Genomic DNA, 26,668 nt, shown 5'->3' on the forward strand with positions numbered 1-26,668 from the left:
CAATACTCCTAAATCAAACTCAAAAATGTGTAATGCGATGTGTCCGGCCTACTGGGCCGCCGCCACAATCGCCAAAAAGTCTGCCGCTTTGAGCGACGCGCCGCCGACCAGGCCACCGTCGATATCCGCCTGGGCCAGCAGTTGCGCCGCATTGGCCGCGTTCATACTGCCGCCGTACAAAATCTGGATCCGATCGGACTGATTGGTGGCTGCATGCAGCTGGGCACGCAGCAAGGCATGCACTTGCTGGGCTTGCTCGGGCGTGGCCGTCAGCCCTGTACCGATCGCCCACACTGGCTCGTAGGCCAGCACGATTTCGCTAATGCAGTGGCCGTTGGTATGCACCACAGCCGCCAGTTGGCGCTTCACCACTTCTTCGGTTTTGCCCGCTTCGCGCTCTGCCAGGGTTTCACCCACGCAAACGATGGGCGTGATACCTGCTGCCAAGGCAGTCTGGGTTTTCAGGGCCACGACCGCATCGGTTTCACCATGGTATTGCCGGCGCTCCGAATGGCCAACGATGGCATAGCGCACGCCAAATTCCTTCAGCATGGCCGTGGACACTTCACCAGTGAATGCACCCACAGCATGCTGTGAAACATCTTGCGCTCCCAAGTTGATAGCGCCCGATGCAAGCAAAACCTGCGCTTGCGCCCAATAAGGCGCAGGAATGCAAACAGCCACGCCACATGCGGGCTGGCCCACACCCGCCAGCAGAGACTGCAACAAAGCCTGGTTTGCAGCCAGGCTGCCGTTCATCTTCCAATTTCCAACAATCAGTTTTTTCTTCATAGCATCACCATGTCAAAACGATTTTTCCAATGTTTGCACCCGACTCCATCAGCGCATGCGCCTGGGCGGCCCCATCCTCTTCAGCGGCAAATACCTGACAAACCACCGGCTTGATGCGGGCATCGGCCAGCATGGGCCACACCTGTTGCCGCAAAGCCTGCGCAATCGCCGCCTTGAACGCCACAGGGCGAACACGCAAGGTCGATCCGGTGATGGTCAGGCGCTTGCGTAGGACTAGACCGGCATGGATCTCGCTCTTGGCACCGCCTTGTACGGCGATGATGACCAGACGACCATCTTCTGCCAGGCACTGGATCTCTCGGGCCACATAGCTACCCGCCACCATGTCCAGTACCACGTCCACGCCAGCACCCTGGGTGATGCGCTGCACCTCTTCCACGAAGTCGTAGGTCTTGTAGTTGATGGCGTAGTCCGCACCCAGGGCCAGACAGGCCACGCATTTTGCATCGCTGCCCGCCGTCACCAGCACCGTGGCCCCCATGGCCTTGGCCAACTGAATGGCCGTGATGCCGATGCCACTGGAGCCGCCTTGCACCAACAGGGTTTCGCCTGGTTGCAAGCGGGCCCGGTCAAACACATTACTCCACACCGTAAAGAAGGTCTCGGGCAGGGATGCCGCCTCGATGTCGCTCAAACCTAGTGGAACCGGCAGGCATTGCGCCACCGGGGCCACGCACATTTGCGCATAGCCACCACCCGCTACCAGCGCACAGACGCGGTCGCCGATCTGCAAGCCTACCTGCGCCATCGCATCGGCATCGCCAGACACCACCACGCCTGCCACCTCCAGGCCGGGAATATCCGAAGCACCCGCAGGTACGGGGTAGTTACCGGTTCGCTGCAATACGTCAGGCCGGTTGACACCGCTGGCGGACACGCGGATCAGCAACTCACCCGCACCCGGCACGGGCACGGGACGTTCTGCGAGACGCAGCACATCCGGCGCGCCGTACGCGGTGATTTCGATGGCTTTCATAGAAGAGTGGCATTCCATGTCCACGGCTGCGTTGCCACACCCGCTGAACACTGGAATTAGCGCTGGGCTTCCGGGTTGTACGCGGGGCGGTCCAGCAAGGCCTTCATGGACAGCTTGATACGGCCTTTTTCGTCCGTTTCCATGACCTTGACCTTGACGATCTGGCCTTCGCTCAGATAGTCAGTCACCTTTTCCACACGCTCGTGGGCGATCTGGCTGATGTGCAGCAGGCCGTCTTTACCGGGCAACAGGTTAACCAGTGCGCCGAAGTCCAGAATCTTGGTGATCGGGCCTTCGTAGACCTTGCCAATTTCGACTTCTGCGGTGATCTGCTCGATGCGGCGCTTGGCTTCTTCAGCCTTGGCGGGATCGCTCGACGCGATGGTGATGGTGCCGTCTTCTTCGATGTTGATCTGCGTGCCGGTTTCTTCGGTCAGCGCACGGATCACCGCGCCGCCCTTGCCGATCACGTCACGGATCTTGTCCGGATTGATCTTCATGGTGAACAGGCGGGGCGCGAAGGTGGACACTTCGGTCTTGGCTTCGGACATGGCTGCCATCATCTTGTCGAGAATGTGCAAGCGGGCTTCCTTGGCCTGGGCCAATGCAACCTGCATGATCTCTTTGGTGATGCCCTGGATTTTGATGTCCATTTGCAGCGCGGTAATACCGTTGGTGGTACCGGCCACCTTGAAGTCCATATCACCCAGGTGGTCTTCGTCACCCAGAATGTCGGTCAGCACGGCGAAACGGTTGCCATCTTTGATCAGGCCCATGGCGATACCGGCCACATGGGCTTTCATGGGCACGCCAGCGTCCATCAACGACAGACAGCCGCCGCAGACCGAAGCCATCGACGAGGAGCCATTCGATTCGGTGATTTCCGACACCACACGCATGGTGTAGGGGAAGTCTTCCTTGCTGGGCAACACTGCTACCAAAGCGCGCTTGGCCAGACGACCGTGGCCGATTTCGCGGCGCTTGGGGGTGCCCACGCGGCCGGTTTCGCCGGTGGCGAACGGAGGCATGTTGTAGTGCAGCATGAAGCGGTCTTCAAACTCGCCCGCCAGTGCATCAATGCGCTGGGCATCGCGCTCGGTGCCCAGGGTGGTAACCACCAGAGCCTGGGTTTCGCCGCGGGTAAACAGGGCCGAGCCGTGGGTACGGGGCAGCACGCTGTTGCGGATTTCGATGGCGCGCACCGTGCGGGTGTCGCGGCCGTCAATACGGGGCTCGCCGGCCAGAATCTGGCTGCGCACAATCTTGGCTTCGATGTCGAACAGCATGCCTTCGACCGCCACGCTGTCAAACGCAGCGCCGTCGGCCTTCAGTGCAGCCATGACTTCGGCGTAAGCAGCACGGCAAGCCTGGGTACGGGATTGCTTGTTACGGATCTGGTAGGCAGCCACCAGTTTTTCTTGGGCCAACTCGCCCACCTTGGCGATCAGCGGCTCGTCTTTGGCAGGTGCGGTCCAGTCCCAGACCGGCTTGCCTGCATCACGCACCAGTTCATGGATAGCGTTGATGGCGATCACGCCTTGCTCGTGGCCGAACATCACACCGCCGAGCATGATCTCTTCGGACAGTTGCTGGGCTTCCGATTCCACCATCAGCACGGCGGTTTCGGTACCGGCCACCACCAGGTCCATGATGGAATCTTTGCGGGCGGTCTGGCCAGGGTTCAGCACGTATTCGCCGTTGATGTAACCCACGCGGGCGGCACCAATGGGGCCGCTGAACGGGATGCCGCTGACCGACAAGGCGGCGCTGGTGGCGATCAGGGCGGCGATGTCAGCATCGACTTCGGGGTTCAGCGACAGGGTGTGGATGACCACATGCACTTCGTTGAAAAAACCTTCGGGGAACAGCGGGCGGATCGGGCGGTCGATCAAGCGGCTGGTCAGCGTTTCAAATTCGCTGGGGCGGCCTTCGCGCTTGAAAAAGCTGCCGGGGATCTTGCCCGCAGCGTAGGTCTTTTCCAGGTAATCGACGGTCAGCGGGAAAAAGTCCTGGCCGGGCTTGCCAACGGTCTTGGCCACCACGGTGGCCAGCACCACGGTGCCGTCCATGTCCAGCAGCACGGCGCCGGTGGATTGGCGGGCCATTTCGCCGGTTTCCATGGTGACGGTGTTGGCACCCCACTGGAAGGTTTTGCTTACTTTGTTGAACATAGTCATAGGGAGTCTCCTGGGAGGTTTTGCAGTCCATCGACATCACGACGGGACCGGCGGGGGACAAAGAGGGTTCGGCCATACGATGCCATTCCATAAACCGCCACCGGGTGGTTTATGGAATGACACAGCGCGTACGGGGTAAATCGCCTCTCAACGAAAAAACAAACAAAAACGCCTGAGCTAGTGAACTAACTCAGGCGCTTGTGCATTGGGAACTGGGATTACTTACGCAGGCCGAGTTTCGCGATCAGAGCGACATAACGCTCGTGGTCTTTGGAGTTCAGGTAGTCCAACAGCTTGCGGCGACGGCTCACCATACGCAGCAGACCGCGGCGGCCGTGGTGGTCCTTGGCGTGCAGTTTGAAGTGGGGGGTGAGTTCGTTGATACGGGCGGTCAGCAGTGCAACTTGCACTTCTGGGCTGCCGGTGTCGGTGGCGCTGCGCGCGTTGGCCTTGACGACTTCGGCCTTGATAGAGGATGCGATCATGTTTTATCCGTTAAAAGTGACTTGCGTTGATAGATGGAATTTCAGTCAACGTGCGCTCTGCCGTATGCAAAGCCTTGAAATTATAGCCCGGAACGGCGCAGGCCTCAGATTTGCCGGGCACTGAAGGTGTCGCAGGACTTCACCACACCGGTCTGGTAACCCGTATTGAACCAACGTTGGCGCTGCGCGCTGGTGCCGTGGGTGAAGCTGTCGGGCACCACTTCGCCGCCGCTGGAGCGCTGCAAAGCGTCGTCGCCAATCTTGGCGGCGGCGTTCATGGCCGACTCTATATCGCCGTTTTCCAGAATCTGACGGGCGTTCTGCGCGTGCTTGGTCCATAGGCCGGCAAAACAGTCGGCCTGCAACTCCAGGCGCACGCTCAAGGCGTTGTACTGGGTTTGGCTGACCCGGGCGCGCATGCCTTCGACTTTTTCGCTGATGCCCATCAGGTTTTGCACGTGGTGGCCGACTTCATGGGCAATCACGTAGGCCTGGGCAAACTCGCCCGGCGCACCCAGCTGGTTTTTAAGTGTTTCATAAAAACCCAGGTCGATATAGACCTTCTGGTCACCCGGGCAGTAAAACGGCCCCATCGCCGCCTGCCCCTGGCCGCACGCCGTGCGGGTCGCGCCACGAAACAGCACCAGAGCGGGCTCCTGGTAGGTACCGCCCGCCTTGGCGAACACATCCTTCCAGACATCTTCGGTATCGGCCAGCACGGTAGAGACAAACTTGGCCAGCTGGTCGTCCTTGGGCGGCCGCTGTGCGGGCCCTTGCTGCTGTATCTGGGGCGCACTGCCGCCGCTCATCAGGCTGATGATGGTCATGGGGTTGATGCCAAAAATCCAGCCCCCCACCAACGCCACCACGATGGTGCCAATACCGATGCTGCGCCCGCCCAGCATGCCGCCGCCAGAGCCGCCCTCCCCGCCGCCGCGCCGGTCTTCCACGTTGCTGGATTCCCGATTGCCTTCCCATTTCATAGCCATACTCCCAGTGGTCAAGACCGGGATGGTACAGCGCCTGGAATGTACACAAAATGTCACATTTGACTTGGCGGTCGGTGTACGATTCTCAGCGCCTTGGACCCGCGTGTTGTATGCGGACAGTCTGGCTCTCGGAAGACACTGTATGAAAATGTTGGGCTTCGCCGAAAAACCCACCGTGCTGGTGGTGGATGACACTGCCGACAACCTGACGCTGATGGCGGCGCTGCTCAAGGACACCTATCGCGTCAAGGTGGTCAACCACGGCGAAAAAGGGCTGGCCGTGGCCGCCTCCAGCACGCCACCGGACCTGATCCTGCTCGACATCATGATGCCGCAGATCGATGGCTACGAGGTCTGCCGCCGCCTCAAGGCCAACCCGGCCACGCGCGACATTCCGGTGATCTTTCTCACCGCCAAGTCCGACGACGAAGCCGAAGAAAAAGGCTTTGAGCTGGGCGCGGTGGACTACATCACCAAACCAATTTGCCCGCCGATCCTGCTGGCCCGGGTGCACAACCACATTGCCCTGAACGTGCGCACGGCCATGCTGCATTCGCTGTCCAACAAGCTCTCGCGCTACCTCTCGCCCCAGGTGTACAAGTCGATTTTCGAGGGCGACCAGGACGTGTCCATCCAGGCGGTGCGCAAGAAGCTGACGATCTTTTTCTCGGACATCAAGGACTTCACCCGCACCTCCGAGGGCATGCAGCCCGAGGACCTGACCTACTTTTTGAACAGCTACTTCTCCGAGATGTCGAAGATCGCGCTGGAGTTTGGTGCCACCATCGACAAATTCGTCGGCGACGCCATCCTCATCTTCTTTGGCGACCCCGAAACCCGCGGCGTGCAGGAAGATGCACTGCAGTGCGTGCGCATGGCCGTGGCGATGCAGCGGCGCATGCACCAGCTGCGCGAAATCTGGCGCGACAAGGGCGACCGCCAGCCGTTCCAGATCCGCATCGGCATCAACACCGGCTTTTGCCACGTGGGCAACTTTGGCAGCGACCAGCGCATGGACTACACCGTGATCGGCAGCGAGGTGAACCTGGCCGCCCGGCTGGAGCAAAACGGCGAACCCGACGGCATCATCATGTCGTACGAGACCTACGCCCTGGTGAAAGAAGAATTTGACGCGCACGAGCGCGAGCCGCTGGCCGCCAAGGGCGTGTCGCGCGAAATCCGCTGCTTTGTGCTGCGCGACATCCACGCCCCCGACGCGCCGCCCGACACCCTGAACCAGCGCTACCCCGGCCTGCGCCTGTCGGTAGACCTGGACAAGCTCAGCGACGAAAACCGCAGCCGGGCCGTAGCCGACCTGCAAAAGGTGATCGACAGCATCCAGGCAGCTCCCCAGTGATTGCTATCTAAAAAGTAGCTGCTCGCGCCTACTCCATAAGCGCTGGAGGCCTGAAAGGCACTAAATCAGTTATCCAGCTTGGGGTCGAGCGCGTCGCGCAGGCCGTCGCCCAGCAGGTTGAACGCCAGCACGGTGAAAAAGATCGCCAGGCTGGGGAACAGCGCGATATGCGGCGCGCTCATCATGTCGGCGCGGGCCTCGTTCAGCATCGCGCCCCACTCGGGCGTAGGTGGCTGCGCGCCCAGGCCCAGGAAGGACAGGCTGGCGGCGGTGATGATGGAGGTGCCGATGCGCATGGTGAAGTACACCACCACCGACGAGATGGTGGCCGGAAAGATGTGCCGGGAAAGGATGGTCCAGTCGGACGCGCCAATCGAGCGCACGGCTTCGATGTAGGTCAGGTTCTTCACCACCAGGGTGTTGCCACGCACCAGCCGCGCAAAGGCCGGTACGCTGAACACCGCCACCGCCAAAATCACATTGACCATGCCGTTGCCCAGAATGGCCACGATGCCAATAGCCAGCAAAATGCCCGGAAAGGCAAACAGCACGTCGGAGATGCGCATCACGATGCGGTCCCACCAGCCTTCGTAGTAGCCTGCCAACAGGCCCAGCACCGTGCCGATCACCGCCCCCACCGCTACCGAGATAAAGCCAGCGGCCAGCGAGATACGCGCGCCCATCAGGATGCGGCTGAAGATGTCGCGGCCCAGGGCATCCACACCAAACCAGTGAGTGCTTGAGGGCGTGGCGTTCAGCGCGTCGTAGTCAAAGAAATTCTCGGCATCGAAGGGCACCAGCCACGGGGCCGCCAACGCCACCACCACCAGCAACAGCACGAACAGCCCGGCCACCAGGGCCACGTACTGGCCCTTGAACTTGCGCCAGAACTCGCTCCAGGGTGTGCGCACGCGATCCTTGGTCAAATGAGGCTCTAGCGCTGATGAAACGGGCATGACAAGCTCTTTTATTTATAGCGAATGGCCGGATTGATCACTGCGTACAGCACATCGACCGCCAGGTTGATCAGGATGAATTCCAGCGAAAACAGCAGCACCTCGGCCTGGATCACCGGAAAGTCGCGCATCTCCACCGCGTCCACCAGCAAACGACCCATGCCCGGCCAGTTGAACACCTTCTCCACCACGATGGAGCCGCCCAGCAAAAAGCCGAACTGCAGGCCCATCATGGTGACCACCGGGATCAGCGCGTTGCGCAGGCCGTGCTTGACCACCACCACAAACTCGCCCAATCCCTTGGCGCGGGCGGTGCGCACGTAGTCTTCTTTCAAAATGTCGATGAAGGACGAGCGGGTGAACCGCGCCATCACCGCCGCCACACCCGCGCCCAGCGTGAGCGAGGGCAGCACGTAATGCTTCCAGGTGTCTGCGCCCACCGTGGGCAGCCAGCCCAGATACACCGAGAACACCTGCATCAACACCATCCCCAGCGCAAACGACGGGAACGAAATGCCGGTAATGGCCAGCGTCATGCCCAGGCGGTCGGGCCAGCGGTTACGCCACACGGCCGACACCGTGCCAATCACCAGCCCCAGCAGCACCGACCAGCCCATGGCCGCCACGGTGAGCCAAAAAGTGGGCATGAAGCGTTCGGCAATCTCGGTGGACACCGGGCGTTTGCTGCGCAGCGAATGGCCAAAATCCCCCTGCGCTGCGTTGCTGATGAAACGCCAGAACTGCTGGTGCAAGGGCAAGTCCAGCCCCAGGTCGCGGCGGATGGTCTGCACGGTTTCAAAGTCCGCCTCCGGCCCGGCGGCCAGCCGCGCCGGGTCGCCCGGCAGCAGGTGGACGAACAGGAACACCAGCCCCGCCACGATCAAAAGCGTGGGCAGCAGGCCCAGCAGCCGCTTGAGGATGTAGTTGAGCATGCGGGCCGGGGTTTACTTCAGTTCGATTTCGTCAAAGTTGAACGAGCGGTCGGGCATCACGTAAAACCCGCTGAAGTTCTTGGCGCGTGCCGACACCAGTTGCAGCGTGGCCAGGTTGATCCAGGGCGCGTCTTTCCACACGCGCTGCTGCACGTCGGCGTAAATCTGCGCCTTGATGGCCGGATCGGTGGTGACCAGTGCTTTGGCGATACCGGCTTCCACCGCATCGTTCTTGTAGTAGGCCACGTTGAACGACTTGGGCGGGAACGACTCTGCCGCCAGCAGCGGACGGATGGCCCAGTCGGCCTCGCCGGTAGAGGCCGACCAGCCCACGTAGTACATGCGCACCGGGGCGGTGGCGGCATCAGGCGCGCTTTCAACGCGCTCTGCCCGCTGCCCTGCCTCCAGGGCCAGCACCTGCAGGTTCACCCCCACCACGCGCAGCTGCTGCTGGATGAACTGGATGGCCTTGAGCGAGGTGGAGTCGGTAAAGGCCGACCACAGCGTGCTCTCAAAGCCGTTGGGGTAGCCCGCCTCTTTCAGCAGTTCGCGGGCCTTGACCGGGTTGTACGGCCAGGGGCCCAGCTTGGTGGAGAACTGCACGTCCTTGGGGATCACGCCTTCGGCGGGGATGGCGTAGCCGCCGTACACCACCTTGATCAGCGCGTCTTTGTTGATGGCGTAGTTCAGGGCTTCGCGCACCTTCTGGTTGTCAAACGGCTTGTGCTGGGTGTTAAGCGTCACAAAGCGGTGCACGATGGACGGCGATACCGTGATCTCCAGATTGGGCTTGGCCTTGAGCAGCTCGACCTGCTCGGGCGGCACCGGGTAGGTGAAGTGGGCCTCACCGGTCTGGATGATGGCGCTACGCGAGTTGTTATCGACCACTGGGCGCCAGGTGATGCTGTCCACCTTGGGGTAGCCCTTGCGCCAGTAGCCGTCAAATTTCTCGCCCTTCACAAAGTCGGTCTGCTTCCATTCGACAAACTTGAAGGGGCCGGTGCCTACCGGATTCTGGCCAATGGCCTTGCCGTACTTGGCGATGGCTGCGGGCGAAATCATCACCGCCGAGGGGTGGGCCAGCGAATTGATGAAGGGCGAGAACGGCTCCTTGAGCACAATCCGCACCGTGTTGGCATCCAGCACCTCGGTCTTGGCGATGTTCTTGTACAGGGTGTAGCGCTTGAGCTTGTTGTCGGGGTTGGTCACCCGGTCAAAGTTGGCCTTGACGGCTTCGGCGTTGAAGTCGGTGCCGTCCTGGAATTTGATGCCTTTTTTGAGCACAAAGGTGTAGTTCAGGCCGTCTTTGCTGGCCTTGTAGCTCTCGGCCAGCACCGGCACCATCTTCATGCTTTTGTCAAAGCCCAGCAGCCCCTGGTAGAACGACTTGGCCACGGCTTGCGACAAGGTGTCGTTGGCGTCATACGGGTCCAGGGTAGTAAAGGTCGAATCCACCGCGATCACGGCGTTTTTGGCTGCAAATGCGGGCGAAGCAAGTGCTGCCGCCACGGCAAGCGCAGCAGACAATTGGGTCAATGGGGACAAAGCGTGTTGCATGCTGAAAACTCCAGGGTTACAAAAAATCCCGATGGACATAAAGCCAAAAGGGAAGCCAAAAACTAATAAATTCCACCCACCGCATGCCGCGCCACGAAGTGGCCAGGGCCTACCTCGACCAGCGGGGCCACCTGCGGCAGGTCATTCAAGGCGCGGATCGGGCTGGGAATCTCGCCCGTAAGGAGTTCGCGCTTATTGTGGCGGCGCGCCGGGTCGGCCACCGGCACGGCGGCCATCAGGCGGCGGGTGTAGGCGTGCTGCGGGTTCTCGAACACTGCGCGGCGCGGGCCGATCTCGACAATCTGGCCCAGGTACATCACCGCCACCCGGTGGCTGATGCGCTCCACAACCGCCATGTCGTGCGAAATGAATAGAAAAGCAATGCCGAACTCGCGCTGCAGGTCCAGCATCAGGTTGACGATCTGCGCGCGGATGGACACATCCAGCGCCGACACCGCCTCGTCGGCAATCACCACCTTGGGGTTCAGCGCCAGCGCGCGGGCAATGGCAATCCGCTGGCGCTGCCCGCCCGAGAACTCGTGTGGGTAGCGCTGTGCGGCGTTGGCGGGCAGGCCCACCCGGTAAAGCAGGTCGGCCACGCGCTTTTCTGCCTCTGCGCCCGTGGCCACGCCGTGCACCAGCAGCGGCTCCATGATGGCAAAGCCTACCGTCAGACGCGGGTCCAGCGAGGCAAACGGATCCTGGAAAATAAACTGCACGTCGCGGCGCATGGCCTGCAGGCGGCGGCCTTTCATCGTGGCGACGGTGCGCCCGGCCACATGCACACTGCCTGCATTGAATTCGACCAGCCGCGCCAGCGAGCGCCCGGTGGTGGACTTGCCGCAACCTGACTCACCCACCAGGGCCAGAGTCTCGCCGCGTAGCAGGCTGAAGCTGACCTGCTCCACCGCGCACACCTGCCGGGTCACACGGCCCAGCAGTCCGGTGCGCACCGGAAAGCGGGTGGTCAAACCCTGCACACCCAGTACCGGCGGCATGCCGTTTTGGACGGTATCGCGCTCCGGCCAAACCACCGCATGGGGTGCGTCGAGCAAGGGAAACTTGGCCGGGCTGTCGGTGCCACGCATGGCGCCCAGTGTGGGCACGGCCGCCAGCAGCGCGCGGGTGTAGGGGTGCTGGGGAGCGGCAAACAGCCGGGCACAGTCGTTTTCTTCGACCTTGTCGCCGCGCAGCATGACCAGCACGCGGTCGGCCATCTCGGCCACCACGCCCATGTCGTGGGTGATAAAGACCACGCCCATCTGCATCTCGCTTTGCAGCAGGCGGATGAGCGACAGCACCTGGGCCTGGATGGTCACGTCCAGTGCGGTGGTGGGCTCGTCGGCGATCAGCAGGCGGGGCTTGCAGGCCAGGGCCATGGCAATCATTACCCGCTGGCGCATGCCGCCCGAGAGCTGGTGCGGAAACCGGCCCAGCACATTCTTCGCCTCGGGGATACGCACCAGCTCCAGCATGCGCAGGGCCTCGGCCAGGGCGGCGGCACGGCCCAGCCGCTGGTGCAGACGGATGGATTCGGCAATCTGCTCGCCCACGGGAAACACCGGGTTCAGCGAAGTCATGGGCTCCTGGAACACCATGGCCATTTCGGCCCCGCGGATGCCGCGCATAGTGGCCGGGCTGGCCTGGGCCAGGTCCAGGCGGCTGCCGTCGCGCCGGTGGAACTGCATACTGCCGCTGGTGATGCGCCCGCCACCGTTTTCCACCAGCCGCATCAGCGCCAGGGACGATACCGACTTGCCCGAGCCCGACTCGCCCACGATGGCCAGCGTTTCGCCCGCGTTGACGTGGAACGACAGGTCGCGCACGGCATCTACCACGCGCTCCTTGGTTTCAAACCGCACGCTCAAGTGCTGCACATCCAGCACCCGGCGACCGCCCGCCCCTGCGGCAGCACTCACGCGGGTGCCCCTAAGCTGGCGCGCACGGCGACGGGTTGGACCCGTACCGCCCGGGCCGTTTTGACGGGCTTGGCGGGCTTAGGCGGCAGGCTGGTACTGCTCCAGACCTGGGCACCTTCGACAAACACCTTGAGCTCGCCCGGGGCAAAGCTGTCCCAAGGCTCGTCGGCGGTGAGGGGCTCGGTGGCGACCAGCACCATGCGGTCGCTTTCGCTGTTGGCCTGGCGCAAATCGAGCGTCATGTCGCAGTCGATCAGCCGGGCGGTCTGGAACGGGTGCTGGCGCGATACCCAGCTGAGCTTGGTGGAGCAATGCGCGTACATGGCCTCGCCATTGGACAGTAGGAAGTTGAAGGTGCCGTGGCTGGCGATGCGGCGCGACAGCTCGGCCAGCACCGGGGCCACCTGTTTCCAGCTGGGCGGGCAGGCCCCTTTGAACGCGCTACGCAGCTCTTGCAGCATCCAGCAAAAGGCTTTTTCGCTGTCGGTGGTGCCCACCGGCAGGTAGTTGCCGCGCAGGTTGGGGTGGTAGTTTTTGAGGTCGCCGTTGTGGCAGAACACCCAGTGCTGGCCCAGCCATTCGCGCTGGAACGGGTGGCAGTTGGACAAAGTCACCGCGCCCTGGGTGGCTTTGCGGATGTGCGCCAGCACCGACTTGGACTTGATCGGGTAGCTGCGCACAAAGTCGGCCAGGGCCGAGTCGCTGGCGCGGCCATCGTCGATGAACACCCGGCAGCCGGTGCGCTCGTGGAAGGCAATGCCCCAGCCGTCGGCATGCTCACCGGTCTGCCCACCGCGGGCCGAAAAACCGGCAAACGAGAAGTTGATGCTGGCGCTACTGTTGCAGTTCATGGCGAGCATTTGGCACATGGTATTTCCTTGGAGTCGCCCTGCGCAGTTGCAAGAATCAGGCCTTTGCGGCTGTTATCCCGGCTGATACCTGGTTTAGGCTCGGGGCAAAGTCACGCCCACCTGGCCCTGGTATTTGCCGCCACGGTCTTTGTAGCTGACCTCGCAGACCTCGTCGCTTTCAAAGAACAGCACCTGGGCACAGCCCTCGCCGGCGTAAATCTTGGCTGGCAGCGGCGTGGTGTTGCTGAATTCCAGGGTCACGTAGCCTTCCCACTCGGGCTCGAACGGCGTGACGTTGACGATGATGCCGCAGCGGGCGTAGGTGCTTTTGCCCAGGCAAATGGTCAGCACATTGCGCGGAATGCGAAAGTACTCCACCGTGCGGGCCAGCGCAAAGCTGTTGGGCGGGATGATGCAGCTGTCGCCCGAGAAATCCACAAAGCTTTTTTCGTCGAAGTTTTTCGGATCGACTACGGTGCTGTGGATGTTGGTGAACACCTTGAATTCGGGCGCGCAGCGGATGTCGTAGCCGTAGCTGCTGGTGCCGTAGCTGATGATCTTGTTGCCGTCGCGTTCGCGGATCTGGCCGGGCTCAAACGGCTCGATCATCCCGGTTTGCTCGGCCATGCGGCGAATCCACTTGTCGCTTTTGATAGTCATTGGGCAGTCTCTGAGGTTGGCCGCGATTGTACCGCGCAGACATGCCCATCGCTACCAAAGTAATAGCTATATGCACATGCGTTACATGCGCTAACGGTCTATTTGGCTTGGGAGATCACCGTGCGCTCCACCGCCCGGTCGTCGGCCAGGATGATCAGGCCAAACAACAGCTCGTCCAGGCTCTGCGCCCGCGCCGTCTTGCGCGCCAGCAAGGGCGTGGCCTGCGGGTTCAGCACCAGAAAGTCGGCCTCGCAGCCCACCGCCAGGTTGCCCACCACGCCGCCCAGGCCCAGCGCCTGCGCCGCGCCCGCCGTGTGCTGCCACCACAGATTTTGCGGATTCAGCGACAGGCCGGGTTTGGTTTGCCCCTCGCGCCCCACGTAATAGGCCGCGCGCATGGTGTGGAAGGGGCTGAAGCTGGTGCCGCCGCCCACATCGCTGGCCAGGCCGTAGCCAAAGCCGATGCGGTCTGCGCCCTCGTAGTCAAAAAAGCCGCTGCCCAGAAACAGGTTGCTGGTCGGGCTGATGGCGGCCACGGTGCCGGTGTCGCGCATCAGGGCACGGTCGGCATCGTCAAAGTGGATGCAGTGGGCGTACACCGCGCGCGGACGCAGCAGGCCAAAGTCTTCGTACACGCTGAGGTAGCTGCGCGCGTCGGGGTAGAGCTCGCGCACCCAGGCGATCTCGCCCAGGTTTTCGGCTACGTGGGACTGCACCCACACATCGGGGTACTTGGCGGCCAGCTCTCCCGCTCCGCGCAACTGGGCGGGTGTGCTGGTGGGTACAAAGCGCGGGGTGATGGCGTAGCCCAGGCGGTCCACGCCGTGCCAGCGCTGGATCAGTGCCTCGGTGTCGAGCAGGCTTTGCTCGGTGTCGTCGCGCACACCGTCGGGCGAATTCTGGTCTTGCAGCACCTTGCCGGTGATCAGGCGCATATGGTTTTTTTGCGCCTCGGCAAACAAGGCGTTGACGGAGGCCGGGTGCGAGGTGGCAAAGGCCAGCGCCGTGGTCACACCGTTGCGCAGCAGCTCTGCTATAAAAAAACTAGCTACTTCCGCAGCATGGACTGGCGCAGAGAACTGTTTTTCTGCAGGAAATGTATAGTTCTCCAGCCAGGGCAGCAGGCCGTCGGCGGGTGCGCCGATGATGTCGGTCTGCGGGTAGTGGATGTGCATGTCCACAAAACCCGGTGCCAGGATGCGGCCCGGCAGGTGCTCGACCGGCAGGCCTGGGTATTTGGGCCCCAGCGTGCGGTACGGCCCCACGGCCTGCACCCGCCGGGTGCCCGACGCATCAGGGCCGGTCACCAGCAGGCCATCTTCTTCAAAAATGGCCGACTGGTCGGGGGCAAAACGGAGGATGGCGGCGCGGTAAGCTTTCATAGAGCCATAGCTTACGCATAATTCGGACCATTTCTCATTTGTCTCATCTGTACTGCCCATGACCGCCCTGCCCCCCATCTCCTCCTCCGCCACCCAAGCCGAGTGGACCACCGTGCTGGCCAGCCCGCCCGCGCAGGCCCTGCCCTGGGTACAAACCGCCGCCGCCCAGGGCAATGCCGACGCGCAAGCCGTGCTGGGCCAGTGGCTGCTGGACGGCCACGGCATGGAACGCAACCCGGCCCAGGCCCTGCACTGGTTTTTGCAGGCCGCAGCACAAAGCCACGCCATGGGCATGAACATGGCCGGGCGCTGCCTGGAAAACGGCTGGGGCGCGCCCATCGACCTGTTTGCCGCCGTGGCCTGGTACAAAAAAGCCGCCAGCCTGGGCCTGGATGCCGGGCTGTACAACCTGGCCAACCAGCTCGCCGAGGGCAAAAGTGTGCCGCAAGACCACGCCGCCGCGCTGCAGCTCTACCGCCAGGCCGCCGACCTGGGCCACGCCAAATCCATGACCAAGATGGGCCGCTACTACGAGGACGGGCTGGTGGTGGAGAAAGACGCCGAGGCCGCCTTCTTCTGCTACCAGGAAGGTGCCCAGGGCGGCGACTTTCGCGGCCAGTTCAACTATGCAGGCATGCTGGCCGCACGCGGTCGGCTGCCGGAAGCGCTGGAATGGCTGAACAAGGTGCCGCTGACCGCCACCCCGGCGTATCTGCGTAAGGTGGGCACGGTGCTGCTGGAGTCGGGCCACCCCGAGTTTCGACGCGTGGGCCAGCAGATGCTGGCAAAAGTCAAAGTCTAAACATCAGCGCATCTCACTGGGCGCAAGCCCGGTCCAGGTTTTAAAAGCCCGCGAAAAGCTCTTTTCGTTCAAAAAACCCACCGTGTGCGCAATCTGCTTCACCGGCCAGTCGGTGCGGCGCAGCAGGTCCAGGGCCACTTCGCGGCGCACCTCGTCGCGCAGCGCCTGCAGCGACACACCCTCCAACTGCAACTGCCGGTGCAGGCTGCGGGTAGACACGCCCAGCGCCATGGCCAGGGCCTCGGCATTGCGCAGCTCGCCCGAGCGGGTGTGCAGCAGCGCCCGCACGCTTTGCTGCAACAACCGGTCGTGCCGGTACTGCAGCACGGTCAAGGGCAGCGCCCGCTCCAGCATGGTCTGCAGGGCCGATTCGTCGCGGCGCAAGGCCAGGCCCAGGTAGCGGGCATCGAAACGAAAACCCGCCTGCGGCGCATTGAACACCGTGGGCCCCGGAAAAATCAGCGGATACACCTGCCCATGCGCGGGCTCGGGGAACGGGAACGCCACGCCGCGCAGCGGAATGCGCGAGTCGATGGCCCAGCAGGCGTAGCCGTGCAGGTAGCGCAGGCTGGTCACCAGGCAAAACTCGCGCAGCGGGCCAAAGTCTTGCTGCTCGGCCAGCATCACCACGGCCTCATCGCCCTCGATGCGTAGCGACAACGCCAGGTCGCCCGTCAGCAAGCGGTGGTGGCGGCACCAGCGCTTGATGGCCACCTCCAGGCTGGGCGCGCCCAAAGAGGCCCGGCACAGCATGCCGTAGCTGCCCCAGGGCAGCTTGCGGGAGAACCAGCCCAGGGCCTCGTCGTCCAGCGCACGCATGGCGGCATTGCACAGCATTTCCATTTGCGCGGCCGTGATGCAGGCCTGCGGATCGGCCAGCAGGGCTGGCGTAATTTGTGCAGCCTGCAAGGCCGGGCCGGGGTCTTGGCCGTAGCGCGCGTAGGCCAGTAAAACCGCTTGCACAAAGGCGATGGGTGTGGCGGCGCGGGGGGATGTGCTGGCGGCAGCGGGGGAACGGGGTGGCATGGGCCCAAGGCTACGCAACTTTGGCACGATTTGCAACCACATTGGCAAGCATTGATCGCCCCACGGGCTGACACTAGCGGCAACTATCTGAGGAGACACCCCCATGGCCCACCTGCCTTCGCTTTCATTCCACCTTGGCGACACCATAGATATGCTGCGCGACACGGTGCAGAGCTTTGCCGCTGCCGAGATCGCCCCGCGCGCCGCCGCCATCGACCACGACAACCTGTTCCCGGCCGACCTGTGGAAAAAACTGGGCAGCCTGGGCCTGCACGGCATGACGGTGTCAGAAGAATACGGCGGCACCGAGATGGGCTACCTGGCCCACATGGTGGCCATGGAAGAAGTCTCGCGTGCCAGCGCCTCCGTGGGCCTGAGCTACGGCGCGCACTCCAACCTGTGCGTCAACCAGTTGCACCGCAACGGCACCCAGGCCCAAAAAGACAAGTACCTGCCCCAGCTGGTCAGCGGCGACCACGTGGGTGCCCTGGCCATGAGCGAGCCCAATGCGGGCTCCGACGTGGTCAGCATGAAGCTGCGCGCAGACCTGAAGGGCGACCGTTATGTGCTCAACGGCTCCAAGATGTGGATCACCAATGGCGGCGATGCCGACACCCTGATCGTCTACGCCAAGACCGACATCCACGCCGGTGCCAAGGGCATGACCGCCTTCATCATCGAAAAAAGCTTCAAAGGCCTGGGTTTCGGCACCAAGCTGGACAAAATGGGCATGCGCGGCTCCAACACCTACCCGGTATTTTTTGAAGACTGCGAAGTGCCCGCCGAGAACGTGCTAGGCGGTGTGGGCCAGGGTGTCAAAGTGCTGATGTCGGGCCTGGACTACGAGCGCACCGTGCTGTGCGGCGGCCCTTTAGGCATCATGGCGGCCTGCATGGACGTGGTGGTGCCCTATGTGCACGATCGCAAACAGTTTGGCCAAAGCATTGGCGAATTCCAGCTGATGCAGGGCAAGCTGGCCGACATGTACACCACCTGGCAGGCTTGCCGTGCTTACGGCTATGCCGTGGCTGCGGCCTGCGACCGGGCCGACCACGCCCGCACGCTGCGCAAGGATGCCGCCGGTGCCATCCTGTACCTGGCCGAAAAAGCCACCTGGATGGCGGGCGAGGCGATCCAGATTCTGGGCGGCAATGGCTACATCAACGAATACCCCACGCCCCGCCTGTGGCGCGATGCCAAGCTGTACGAAATCGGCGCGGGCACCAGCGAAATCCGCCGCATGCTGATTGGCCGCGAGCTGTTTGCAGAAACCATGTAGGTAGCGCGCCATGCAAGTCCTGAAATCCCAGCTCCAACCCCGCGACCCGGCCTTCCGTGCCAACGCAGATGCCATGCGCACCCTGGTGCAAGACCTGCGCGCCAAAGCCGCCGAGGCCGCCCTGGGCGGCGGCGAGGTCGCCCGCCAGCGTCACACCGCCCGCGGCAAACTGCTGCCGCGCGACCGCGTAGCCCAGCTGCTCGACCCCGGCACGCCCTTCCTGGAAGTCGGGCAACTGGCGGCCTACGGCATGTACGACGGCGAAGCCCCCGCCGCCGGACTGATCACCGGCGTAGGCCGGGTGAATGGCGTGGAATGCATGGTGGTGGCCAACGATGCCACCGTCAAAGGCGGCACCTACTACCCGCTGACCGTCAAAAAACACCTGCGCGCGCAAGAAATTGCCATGCAAAACCACCTGCCCTGCATCTACCTGGTGGATTCGGGCGGGGCCTTTTTGCCGCGCCAGGACGAAGTCTTCCCCGACCGCGACCACTTTGGCCGCATCTTCTACAACCAGGCCCAGATGAGCGCCATGGGCATTGCGCAAATCGCGGTGGTGATGGGCTCGTGCACCGCAGGCGGCGCCTACATGCCTGCCATGAGCGATGAAACCATCATCGTCAAAAACCAGGGCACCATCTTCCTGGGCGGCCCGCCGCTGGTGAAAGCCGCCACCGGCGAGGTCGTCACCGCCGAAGACCTGGGCGGGGGCGACGTGCACACCCGCATCTCCGGCGTGGCCGACCACCTGGCCGACAACGACCAGCACGCGCTGCTGATCGCCCGCAACATCGTTGGCAACCTGAACCGGCAAAAGCCCTTCACCGTGAAGCTGGAATCCAGCGAAGAGCCGCTGTACGACCCGTCAGAAATCTACGGCGTAGTGCCGCTGGACGCGCGCAAGCCCTATGACGTGCGCGAAATCATTGCCCGCACCGTGGACGGCTCGCGCTTTGACGAATTCAAGGCCCGCTATGGCAGCACCCTGGTCACCGGCTTTGCCCGGCTGTATGGCATGCCGGTGGGCATCATCGCCAACAACGGCATTCTGTTTGCCGAGTCGGCCCAGAAAGGCGCGCACTTCATCGAGCTGTGCGCACAGCGCGGCATCCCGCTGGTGTTCTTGCAGAACATCACCGGCTTCATGATCGGCCGTAAATATGAAAACGGCGGCATCGCCAAAGACGGGGCCAAGATGGTCACCGCCGTGGCCACCGCCGCCGTGCCCAAGATCACCATGCTGGTGGGCGGCAGCTTTGGCGCAGGCAACTACGGCATGTGTGGCCGGGCCTATTCGCCCCGCTTCCTGTGGATGTGGCCCAACGCGCGCATCAGCGTGATGGGCGGCGAGCAGGCCGCGGGTGTGCTGGCCACCGTGAAGCGCGAGGGCATCGAAGCCAAGGGCGGCCAGTGGTCGGCCGAGGACGAAACCGCCTTCAAAGACCCGATACGCGCCCAGTACGAGCTGCAAGGCCACCCCTATTACGCCACCGCCCGGCTGTGGGACGACGGCGTGGTGGACCCGGCGCAAACCCGTCGCGTGCTGGGCCTGTCGCTGGCCAGCGCGCTGAATGCGCCCATCCAGCCCACGCAGTTCGGCATCTTCCGCATGTGAGCTTGTATGTACACCACCTTAGAAATCGAATACCAGGGCAGCGCCGCCTGGCTGTGGATGAACAAGCCCGAGGTGCACAACGCCTTTGACGAAACCCTGATCACCGAGCTGACCCAGGCCCTGCTGGCGCTGGATGCCGACCCCGCCGTGCGCGCCGTGGTGCTGGCGGGCCGGGGCAAAAGCTTTTCGGCCGGAGCCGACCTGGGCTGGATGCAGCGCCAGGGTGCCGCCACGCTGGAGAAGAACGTGGACGATGCCCGCCAACTGGCGAAACTGTTCCGCACCCTGTCCTGCATGGCCACGCCCACCATCGCCCGCGTGCACGGTGCGGCGCTGGGCGGCGGCATGGGCCTGGCTGCCGCCTGCGACATCTGCGTGGCCTCCAGCAAGGCGCAGTTCGCCACCTCGGAAGTGCGCTTTGGCATCATCCCCGCCGCCATCAGCCCCTACGTGCTGCGCGCGATCGGCGAACGCCAGGCCTACCGCTACTTCCAGACCGCAGAGCGCATCAGCGCCGAACGCGCCCTGGCCCTGGGCCTGGCCCACGAAGTTGCCGTGCCCGAAGCGTTGGACGCCATGGTGCACACCCTGCTAGAGGCCTTGCAGGCCGGTGGGTCGGGTGCGCAAGCTGCCGCCACCGACCTGATCCGCGCCGTCGCCAACCACCCCATCGACGATGCTTTGGTGGAAGACACCGCCCAGCGCATCGCCCGCCTGCGCGCCACGCCCGAGGCCCGCGAAGGCCTGGCGGCATTTCTTGAAAAGCGCGCACCCTCCTGGGTTGCGTAAGGAAAAAATATGTTCAACAAGATTCTGATCGCTAATCGTGGGGAGATCGCCTGCCGGGTCATCAAGACCGCCCGCCGCATGGGCATCCGTACCGTGGCGGTGTACTCCGAAGCCGATGCCAACGCCCGCCATGTGCGCCTGGCCGACGAGGCCGTGTGTATCGGCCCGGCGGCGGCCCGCGAGTCGTATCTGGTGGCAGACAAGATCCTCGCCGCCGCACTGCAAACCGGTGCCCAGGCGGTACACCCCGGCTACGGCTTTTTGTCCGAGAACGCCGACTTCGCCGATGCCTGCGCCCAGGCCGGTGTGGTCTTCATCGGCCCGCCCGCCTCGGCCATCCGCGCCATGGGCAGCAAGTCAGCGGCCAAGACCCTGATGGAAAAAGCCGGCGTGCCCCTGACCCCCGGCTACCACGGCGACAACCAGGACCCTGGCTTTCTGGCCGCGCAGGCCGAGAAAATCGGCTACCCAGTACTCATCAAAGCCAGCGCAGGCGGCGGTGGCAAGGGCATGCGCCGGGTGGACGCGGCGGCCGATTTCGAGGCATCCCTCGTGTCGTGCAAACGCGAAGCCATTAACGCCTTTGGCAACGACCATGTGCTGATCGAAAAGTACGTGCTGCAGCCGCGCCACATCGAAATCCAGGTGTTTGGCGACAGCCTGGGCCACTGCGTCTACCTGTTCGAGCGCGACTGCTCGGTGCAGCGCCGCCACCAAAAGGTGTTGGAAGAAGCCCCCGCCCCCGGCATGACCGCCGAGCGCCGCGCGGCCATGGGTACTGCCGCCGTCAACGCCGCCCTGGCCGTGGGCTATGTGGGCGCAGGCACGGTGGAGTTCATTGCCCACCAGGACGGTGCCTTCTACTTCATGGAGATGAACACCCGGCTGCAGGTAGAGCACCCGGTGACCGAAATGATCACCGGGCTGGACCTGGTGGAATGGCAATTGCGCGTGGCCTCGGGCGAGCCCCTGCCGCTGGCGCAAGAGCAACTGGTGCTGACCGGCCACGCCATCGAGGCACGCATCTACGCCGAAGACCCGGACAAGGGCTTCTTGCCCTCCACCGGCCGCCTCAGCCACTTGCTGCCCCCCGCCGCGTCCGCCCATGTGCGCATCGATACCGGGGTGGAGCAAGGCGACGAAATCACCCCGCACTACGACCCGATGATCGCCAAGCTCATCGTCTGGGATGCCGACCGCACCCAGGCCTTGGCCCGCATGCGCCAGGCCCTGGCCGACTACCAGATCGTGGGCGTAGCCAACAACGTGGCCTTTCTGCAGCGCCTGGTGACTACCCCGTCGTTTGCCCAGGCGAAATTGGACACCGCACTGATCGAGCGCGAGCAGGAGCACCTTTTCCCTACCCAGGCCGAGGCCGTGCCCGCCGATGTGTGGATGCTGGCCGCTTTAAGCGTGCTGCAAAGCCAAACCGATGCCGCCGCCTTGCCCGCCATGGAACCCGACTCGCCCTGGCGCGTGCTGGACGGCTGGCGGCTCAACGGCACATCGCAGCAAACCATTACCCTGCGCTGTGGCGAGACGGAGCAAGCCGTGACTGCCGAAGTGGTGACGGATGGCGTGCTACTCGCCATAGGCGGTGAGCCCGTGCTGGCCCGCCGCACCAGCCCATCGCAAGTGCAATTGGGCGACCGCCGCCTCACCGCCGCAGTGGTGGCGCGTGCCGAGCACTTGCACGTGTTCTGCCAAGGCCAAAGCTGGGCGCTGACGAAGGTGGAACTGCTGCACGGCGAAGGCGGCGACGATGCCCACGGCGGCATCCATGCGCCCATGCCCGGCAAGGTGATCGCCCTGCTGGCCGCGGTGGGTGCCACGGTAGAAAAAGGCACGCCCCTGCTGGTGCTGGAAGCCATGAAGATGGAGCACACCATCCACGCGCCCACCAAGGGACTGGTCAAGGGCTTCTATTTCAGCGCGGGGGAACAGGTGGGCGATGGGGTAGATTTGGTGGATTTCGAGGCTGCACCATGAGCGACTTTGTGCGCATCATCGAGATGGGCCCTCGCGACGGCCTGCAAAACGAAAAGCAACTCGTCTCCACCGCCACCAAGCTGGAACTGATCCAGCGCCTGGCCGATGCCGGGCTGCGCGAGATCGAGGCCACCTCCTTCGTGTCGCCCAAATGGGTGCCGCAGATGGGTGACTCCGCCGAAATTATGCGTGGCTTGTTGCGCCGCCCCGGTGTTACCTACCCGGTGCTGACCCCCAACCTGCAGGGCTTTAACGCAGCCGTGGAGGCTGGGGCGGACCAGGTGGCCGTATTTGCCGCGGCCTCCGAAGCGTTTTCGCAGAAGAACATCAACTGCTCGATTGCCGAATCCCTGGCCCGCTTCACCCCGCTGATGGCCGCCGCCCAGGCCCGGGGCGTGCGGGTGCGCGGCTACGTGTCCTGCGTGGTGGGTTGCCCTTATGAGGGCGATGTGGCCCCCCAGCGCGTGGCCGACGTGGCGGGCCAACTGCTGGCCATGGGTTGCTACGAGGTATCGCTGGGCGACACCATCGGCGTGGGCACGCCCGACTCGGTGCTGCGCATGCTGGAGGCGGTGGCGCAGCAAGTGCCCGTGGCCCAGTTGGCCGGCCACTACCACGACACCTATGGCATGGCGGTTGCCAACGTCTACGCCTCGTACCAGTTCGGCCTGCGCGCCTTCGACAGTTCGGTCGGCGGACTGGGCGGCTGCCCGTATGCCAAGGGGGCCACCGGCAATGTGGCCACCGAAGACGTGGTGTATTTGCTGCACAAACTGGGCGCAGACACCGGCATTGACCTGGACCGGCTGGTGGACTGCGGCGACTGGATCAACGCCCAGCTGGGCCGCGCCTCGGCCTCGCGCGTGGGGCGGGCACTGCTGGCCAAGCGTGCAAGTTGAAATAAGAGCGTTTTAGGCCTCCAGCGCTTATTCCATAAGCGTGGGCAGCTATGGTTTTTGACCCATGGCTGCCCACTGCGTCTACAGGCAATACGCTACATCTGGCTTTCGATCTCGGCCTCCAAGTCCGCCATGGCCTCGCCACCGGCCATCAGGTCGGTGACTTCCTCGCGGGTCTTCTCGCCCTTGCGGAAGTCGGCGGCCTTGGCCCCGCGGATCAGCACCGCGAAGTGGTCGCCCACGGTCAGCGCATGCATGACCTGGTGGGTGATGAAGATGACGGCAATGCCCTTTTTGCGCGCCTGCTGCACGATGCGCAGCACGTGAGCGGCTTCCTTCACGCCCAGCGCGGCGGTGGGCTCGTCCAGAATCAAGACATGGGCACCGAAGTGCACGGCGCGGGCGATGGCCAGGGCCTGGCGCTCGCCGCCCGACAGGCCACCGACCAGGCGGTCGCCATCGTCGATGCGGGTGATGCCCAGCTCGCGCATCTCGCGCACCGCCACGGTGTTGGCGTAGTCGCGGTCAAACACCTCGAACGGGCCCCAGCGCTTGGTGGGCTCGGCCCCCACAAAGAACGAACGGCCAATGCTCATCAGCGGGAAGGTGCCGCCGAACTGGTGCACGGTGGCGATGCCATGGTTGCTGGCCTCGCGCGGGTTCTCGAACAGCACCGGCTTGCCCTGCATCAGCATCTGGCCCGAAGTGGGCTTGTGCACGCCCGACAGCAGGCGGATCAGGGTGGATTTGCCCGCACCGTTGTCGCCCAGCAGGCACAGCACTTCACCGGCGTACACGTCCAGCGAAATGTCGTGCAGCACATCGACGGGGCCAAAGGATTTGTTAACACCTTTGAGTTGCAAGATGGGGGTGGTCATTTCGGAGCCTTTGTCGTGGTGCGCGGCTTGGAGTGCGCCAGCGCCAGGGTGCGGAAGGTGTTGTTGAGGAGCACGGCGGCCAACAGCAGCACGCCAATGATCAGGCTGGCCCAGTTGGCATCGAAGCTGGTGTAGTAGATGCCCTGGTTGACGATGGCGAAGGTGACCGTGCCCAGCACGATGCCCAGCACCGAGCCGTAGCCGCCGGTGAGGAACACACCGCCGATGACCACCGCAATGATGGAGTTGAAGATGAACGACTGCCCGGCAGACACCTGCGCACTGTTGTACAGAATGGCCTGGCACATGCCCACAAAGGCCGCGCAAAAACCGCTGGACATGTACAGCGCGATATTGAGCTTGTCGGTGGGGATGCCCGCGTTGCGCGCACTGACCTTGTCGCCGCCCAGCGCCAGAATCCAGTTGCCGTATTTGGAGTAGCTCAGGATGTAGCTGACCAGGGCGATGGCGGCCACCCACCACAGCAAAACGACCTCAAATTTGCCGTCGATGAAGTCACCAAAAACCATCTTGTAGGCCGGGGGGCTGACCAGGGCGACACTGGTGCTGCCCGCCACAATCACCGACAGGCCCAGGGTCAAACCCGCCACCGCAAACAAGGTGGCCAGGGTCACCACAAACGACGGCAAATCGGTGCGCACCACCAGATAGCCGTTGAGCCAGCCCACTGCCAGGCCCAGGCCCAGCGCGGCGGCCATGCCCACGGGCATGGGAAGACCGAAGTGGCCGGAGACGATGGCGATGGTCATGGAACTGGCCGGGATCACGCTGCCGATCGACAGGTCCAGCTGGCCCGCAATCATCAGCAGGCCAATCGGCAAGGCGATGATGCCCAGCTCGGCAGCGATGTTCAGCCAGCTGGCTGCGCCACCGGCAGACAAGAAGTTGGCTCCACCGAAGATGGAGAAGAAGACGAAAACCGCCACCAGCCCGATGAAGGAGCCGGTTTCGGGGCGGCGCAACAGTGCGCCGAAGGACCAGGGCGTGGGGCCTGGACGCGTGTCTGGCGCGCTGGCGGCAGACGCTGGTAAGGAGGTGTGCGGGTTCATGGTGGGCTCGAAGTGGTCATGGGAGGGAGTCGGGGCGCAGCCCATGCAGGCTGTGCCCCGCGACAAATGGCTTAGCGGGCTCCGGCGGCGGCACCGGCTACGGTGGCATCCACGTTGGACGCATCCACGATGCCGGGGCCGGTCAGGATGGGTGCGGTCGGCACTTTCAGGCCGTACTGCACGTAGGCGTTGAGCATGGACACGGCTAGGTAGCCTTGCAGGTAGGGTTGCTGGTCGATGCAAAAGAGCTGGGTACCCGCCTTGATGCGTTGCAGGTTGGTAGGGTCGATGTCGAAGGTGCCCAGCTTCACCTTCTTGGTAAAGCCGCCCTGGCTGATGCCGTTGGCGGCGCTATTGGCATCGTTGGCCGCAATGGTGATCACGCCGTCTACGGTGGGATCCTTTTGCAGCGCAGCCTTGATGGCCTGGGCCACCGCCGTGGGGTTGCCAAAGGCCGAAGACGGCAGGGGCAACTGCACGCTCTTGCCGCCGCCCTTGGCCATGCCCTCGGCCACGCCTTTGCAGCGCGACTCCTGGTTGGTGGAGCCGGGCTGGGTGTTGATGCACAGCACGTGCTTGGCACCGTTGCGGGCGAAGTACTCGCCACCGCCCATGCCTGCCACGAACTCGTCGCTACCCACGTAATTCTGGGCTCCCAGGCGCTTGGCGGACTCCATGCCACCGGCGTTGTAGACGATCAGCGGTACCCCGGCGGCCACCACTTCCTTGAAGGCCGCGTCCATGGCTTCGGGCACCCAGTTGGGGCCGACGATGGCATCGGGCTTCTGGCTCAGGGCCGAGCGGATCAGCTTGGCTGCATCGGGGCCGAGGTTGTCGTAGGTCTGCGGGCCGAGCCAGGTGACAGTGCCGCCTGCGGCCTTGACCACCAGGGCCGCGTCGTCGGCACCCTTCTTGACCCGCGACCAGAACGGATCGTCGGCCTTGCCGCCGATCACGAAAATTTTGGGCCCTGCCGCCAGGGCCGTGGTGGCCAGGGTGGCCGCGGTGGCCACGATGGCGGCGGTGGCCGCCAGCTTCAGGGTACGTTGTACAGCGTGCATATCGATCTCCTCGGGGTGTCTTGTGTGGATGGCAAAAATCGGTGTGGGTCAACCGGTTGTGGTTATGCAACCGGGTGCAAATAACTGTAGCCAACATCTTGCAAAACCCGTCTAGGTGTTTGCCCGTGGAAATAAACTTTCAATAAACCGCTGTAAAAAATTGATATTTCCAAAAATTACGGGGTGAAAGACCTGTTTTGGGC

The 26,668-nt window shown here is 63.5% G+C and carries 23 protein-coding genes; 7 read left to right on the forward strand and 16 right to left on the reverse strand.

Translation table 11 applies throughout. The annotated features are described in order from the left end of the window. Positions 1–48: 48 nt before the first annotated feature. The 5 genes from tpiA to ypfJ form a co-directional block, all read right to left on the reverse strand. Positions 49–792, reverse strand: coding sequence for a triose-phosphate isomerase (tpiA, locus tag AC097O_RS04625; RefSeq protein ID WP_479591691.1), 744 nt, complete (start codon positions 790–792; stop codon positions 49–51). Positions 793–796: 4 nt separating this feature from the next. Next, positions 797–1,789: an NAD(P)H-quinone oxidoreductase gene (locus AC097O_RS04630; protein ID WP_479591692.1), complete on the reverse strand. Its 993-nt coding sequence runs from the start codon at positions 1,787–1,789 to the stop codon at positions 797–799. Between the two features lie 56 nt (positions 1,790–1,845). After that, the gene (gene pnp / locus AC097O_RS04635; RefSeq protein ID WP_315185677.1) at positions 1,846–3,966 is read right to left on the reverse strand and encodes a polyribonucleotide nucleotidyltransferase; all 2,121 of its coding nucleotides are present in this window, start codon (positions 3,964–3,966) and stop codon (positions 1,846–1,848) included. Between the two features lie 218 nt (positions 3,967–4,184). Continuing rightward, positions 4,185–4,451, reverse strand: a complete 267-nt coding sequence (gene rpsO, locus AC097O_RS04640) for a 30S ribosomal protein S15 (RefSeq protein WP_315203918.1) — start codon at positions 4,449–4,451, stop codon at positions 4,185–4,187. A gap of 104 nt (positions 4,452–4,555) precedes the next feature. Then, on the reverse strand, positions 4,556–5,434 hold the full coding sequence (gene ypfJ, locus AC097O_RS04645) for a KPN_02809 family neutral zinc metallopeptidase (protein WP_479591693.1): 879 nt from the start codon (positions 5,432–5,434) through the stop codon (positions 4,556–4,558). Positions 5,435–5,582: 148 nt separating this feature from the next. On the opposite strand from ypfJ, the gene AC097O_RS04650 reads away from it, so the two are divergent. Beyond that, entirely contained in the window at positions 5,583–6,797 is a 1,215-nt protein-coding gene (locus tag AC097O_RS04650; protein ID WP_479591694.1) for an adenylate/guanylate cyclase domain-containing protein, read from the forward strand. A gap of 65 nt (positions 6,798–6,862) precedes the next feature. On the opposite strand, the gene gsiD is transcribed toward AC097O_RS04650, so the two are convergent. The 7 genes from gsiD to guaD all read right to left on the reverse strand — a co-directional run bounded on the left by gsiD (position 6,863) and on the right by guaD (position 15,054). After that, complete coding sequence (gsiD, locus tag AC097O_RS04655) at positions 6,863–7,723, reverse strand: glutathione ABC transporter permease GsiD (protein ID WP_479591695.1); 861 nt, start codon at positions 7,721–7,723, stop codon at positions 6,863–6,865. Between the two features lie 41 nt (positions 7,724–7,764). Then, the gene (gene gsiC, locus AC097O_RS04660) at positions 7,765–8,685 is read right to left on the reverse strand and encodes a glutathione ABC transporter permease GsiC (protein ID WP_479591696.1); all 921 of its coding nucleotides are present in this window, start codon (positions 8,683–8,685) and stop codon (positions 7,765–7,767) included. A gap of 12 nt (positions 8,686–8,697) precedes the next feature. Continuing rightward, positions 8,698–10,242, reverse strand: a complete 1,545-nt coding sequence (gsiB, locus tag AC097O_RS04665; RefSeq protein ID WP_479591697.1) for a glutathione ABC transporter substrate-binding protein GsiB — start codon at positions 10,240–10,242, stop codon at positions 8,698–8,700. Positions 10,243–10,304: 62 nt separating this feature from the next. Then, a complete protein-coding gene (locus AC097O_RS04670; protein ID WP_479591698.1) occupies positions 10,305–12,161 on the reverse strand; it encodes a dipeptide ABC transporter ATP-binding protein in 1,857 nt (618 codons plus the stop codon). Beyond that, positions 12,158–13,030: a class II glutamine amidotransferase gene (locus AC097O_RS04675; RefSeq protein WP_479589253.1), complete on the reverse strand. Its 873-nt coding sequence runs from the start codon at positions 13,028–13,030 to the stop codon at positions 12,158–12,160. The genes AC097O_RS04670 and AC097O_RS04675 overlap by 4 nt, the downstream gene beginning before the upstream one ends. Before the next feature lie 75 nt (positions 13,031–13,105). Further along, entirely contained in the window at positions 13,106–13,672 is a 567-nt protein-coding gene (dcd, locus tag AC097O_RS04680; RefSeq protein WP_295956959.1) for a dCTP deaminase, read from the reverse strand. A gap of 98 nt (positions 13,673–13,770) precedes the next feature. Beyond that, complete coding sequence (gene guaD / locus AC097O_RS04685) at positions 13,771–15,054, reverse strand: guanine deaminase (protein WP_479591699.1); 1,284 nt, start codon at positions 15,052–15,054, stop codon at positions 13,771–13,773. 58 nt (positions 15,055–15,112) lie between these two features. Here guaD and AC097O_RS04690 point away from each other — a divergent pair, with 58 nt between their 5' ends. Next, entirely contained in the window at positions 15,113–15,856 is a 744-nt protein-coding gene (locus AC097O_RS04690; RefSeq protein ID WP_479591700.1) for a tetratricopeptide repeat protein, read from the forward strand. Between the two features lie 3 nt (positions 15,857–15,859). On the opposite strand, the gene AC097O_RS04695 is transcribed toward AC097O_RS04690, so the two are convergent. Beyond that, positions 15,860–16,882 carry an AraC family transcriptional regulator gene (locus AC097O_RS04695; RefSeq protein WP_479591701.1) on the reverse strand — a complete coding sequence of 341 codons (1,023 nt, stop codon included), beginning with the start codon at positions 16,880–16,882 and terminating at the stop codon, positions 15,860–15,862. A 103-nt stretch (positions 16,883–16,985) separates the two neighbouring features. On the opposite strand from AC097O_RS04695, the gene AC097O_RS04700 reads away from it, so the two are divergent. Genes AC097O_RS04700 through AC097O_RS04720 form a run of 5 tightly spaced genes read left to right on the forward strand, consistent with a single transcriptional unit; the run spans position 16,986 to position 23,456 of the window. Further along, positions 16,986–18,161 carry an isovaleryl-CoA dehydrogenase gene (locus AC097O_RS04700; protein WP_479591702.1) on the forward strand — a complete coding sequence of 392 codons (1,176 nt, stop codon included), beginning with the start codon at positions 16,986–16,988 and terminating at the stop codon, positions 18,159–18,161. 10 nt (positions 18,162–18,171) lie between these two features. Further along, positions 18,172–19,779, forward strand: coding sequence for a carboxyl transferase domain-containing protein (locus AC097O_RS04705; protein ID WP_479591703.1), 1,608 nt, complete (start codon positions 18,172–18,174; stop codon positions 19,777–19,779). Positions 19,780–19,785: 6 nt separating this feature from the next. Then, positions 19,786–20,568 carry an enoyl-CoA hydratase/isomerase family protein gene (locus AC097O_RS04710; RefSeq protein WP_479591704.1) on the forward strand — a complete coding sequence of 261 codons (783 nt, stop codon included), beginning with the start codon at positions 19,786–19,788 and terminating at the stop codon, positions 20,566–20,568. Positions 20,569–20,577: 9 nt separating this feature from the next. Beyond that, positions 20,578–22,557: an acetyl/propionyl/methylcrotonyl-CoA carboxylase subunit alpha gene (locus AC097O_RS04715; RefSeq protein WP_479591705.1), complete on the forward strand. Its 1,980-nt coding sequence runs from the start codon at positions 20,578–20,580 to the stop codon at positions 22,555–22,557. After that, positions 22,554–23,456, forward strand: a complete 903-nt coding sequence (locus AC097O_RS04720) for a hydroxymethylglutaryl-CoA lyase (RefSeq protein ID WP_479591706.1) — start codon at positions 22,554–22,556, stop codon at positions 23,454–23,456. Before AC097O_RS04715 ends, AC097O_RS04720 begins: the two co-directional genes overlap by 4 nt. A 95-nt stretch (positions 23,457–23,551) precedes the next feature. Here AC097O_RS04720 and AC097O_RS04725 read toward each other — a convergent pair whose 3' ends face one another. The 3 genes from AC097O_RS04725 to AC097O_RS04735 form a co-directional block, all read right to left on the reverse strand. After that, positions 23,552–24,334, reverse strand: a complete 783-nt coding sequence (locus tag AC097O_RS04725; protein WP_479591707.1) for an ATP-binding cassette domain-containing protein — start codon at positions 24,332–24,334, stop codon at positions 23,552–23,554. Next, positions 24,331–25,404, reverse strand: coding sequence for an ABC transporter permease (locus AC097O_RS04730; protein WP_479591708.1), 1,074 nt, complete (start codon positions 25,402–25,404; stop codon positions 24,331–24,333). Before AC097O_RS04730 ends, AC097O_RS04725 begins: the two co-directional genes overlap by 4 nt. Before the next feature lie 71 nt (positions 25,405–25,475). Beyond that, complete coding sequence (locus AC097O_RS04735) at positions 25,476–26,465, reverse strand: sugar ABC transporter substrate-binding protein (protein ID WP_479591709.1); 990 nt, start codon at positions 26,463–26,465, stop codon at positions 25,476–25,478. Positions 26,466–26,668 lie beyond the last annotated feature (203 nt).

This window comes from Rhodoferax sp. LS1P39 (genome assembly GCF_056521425.1).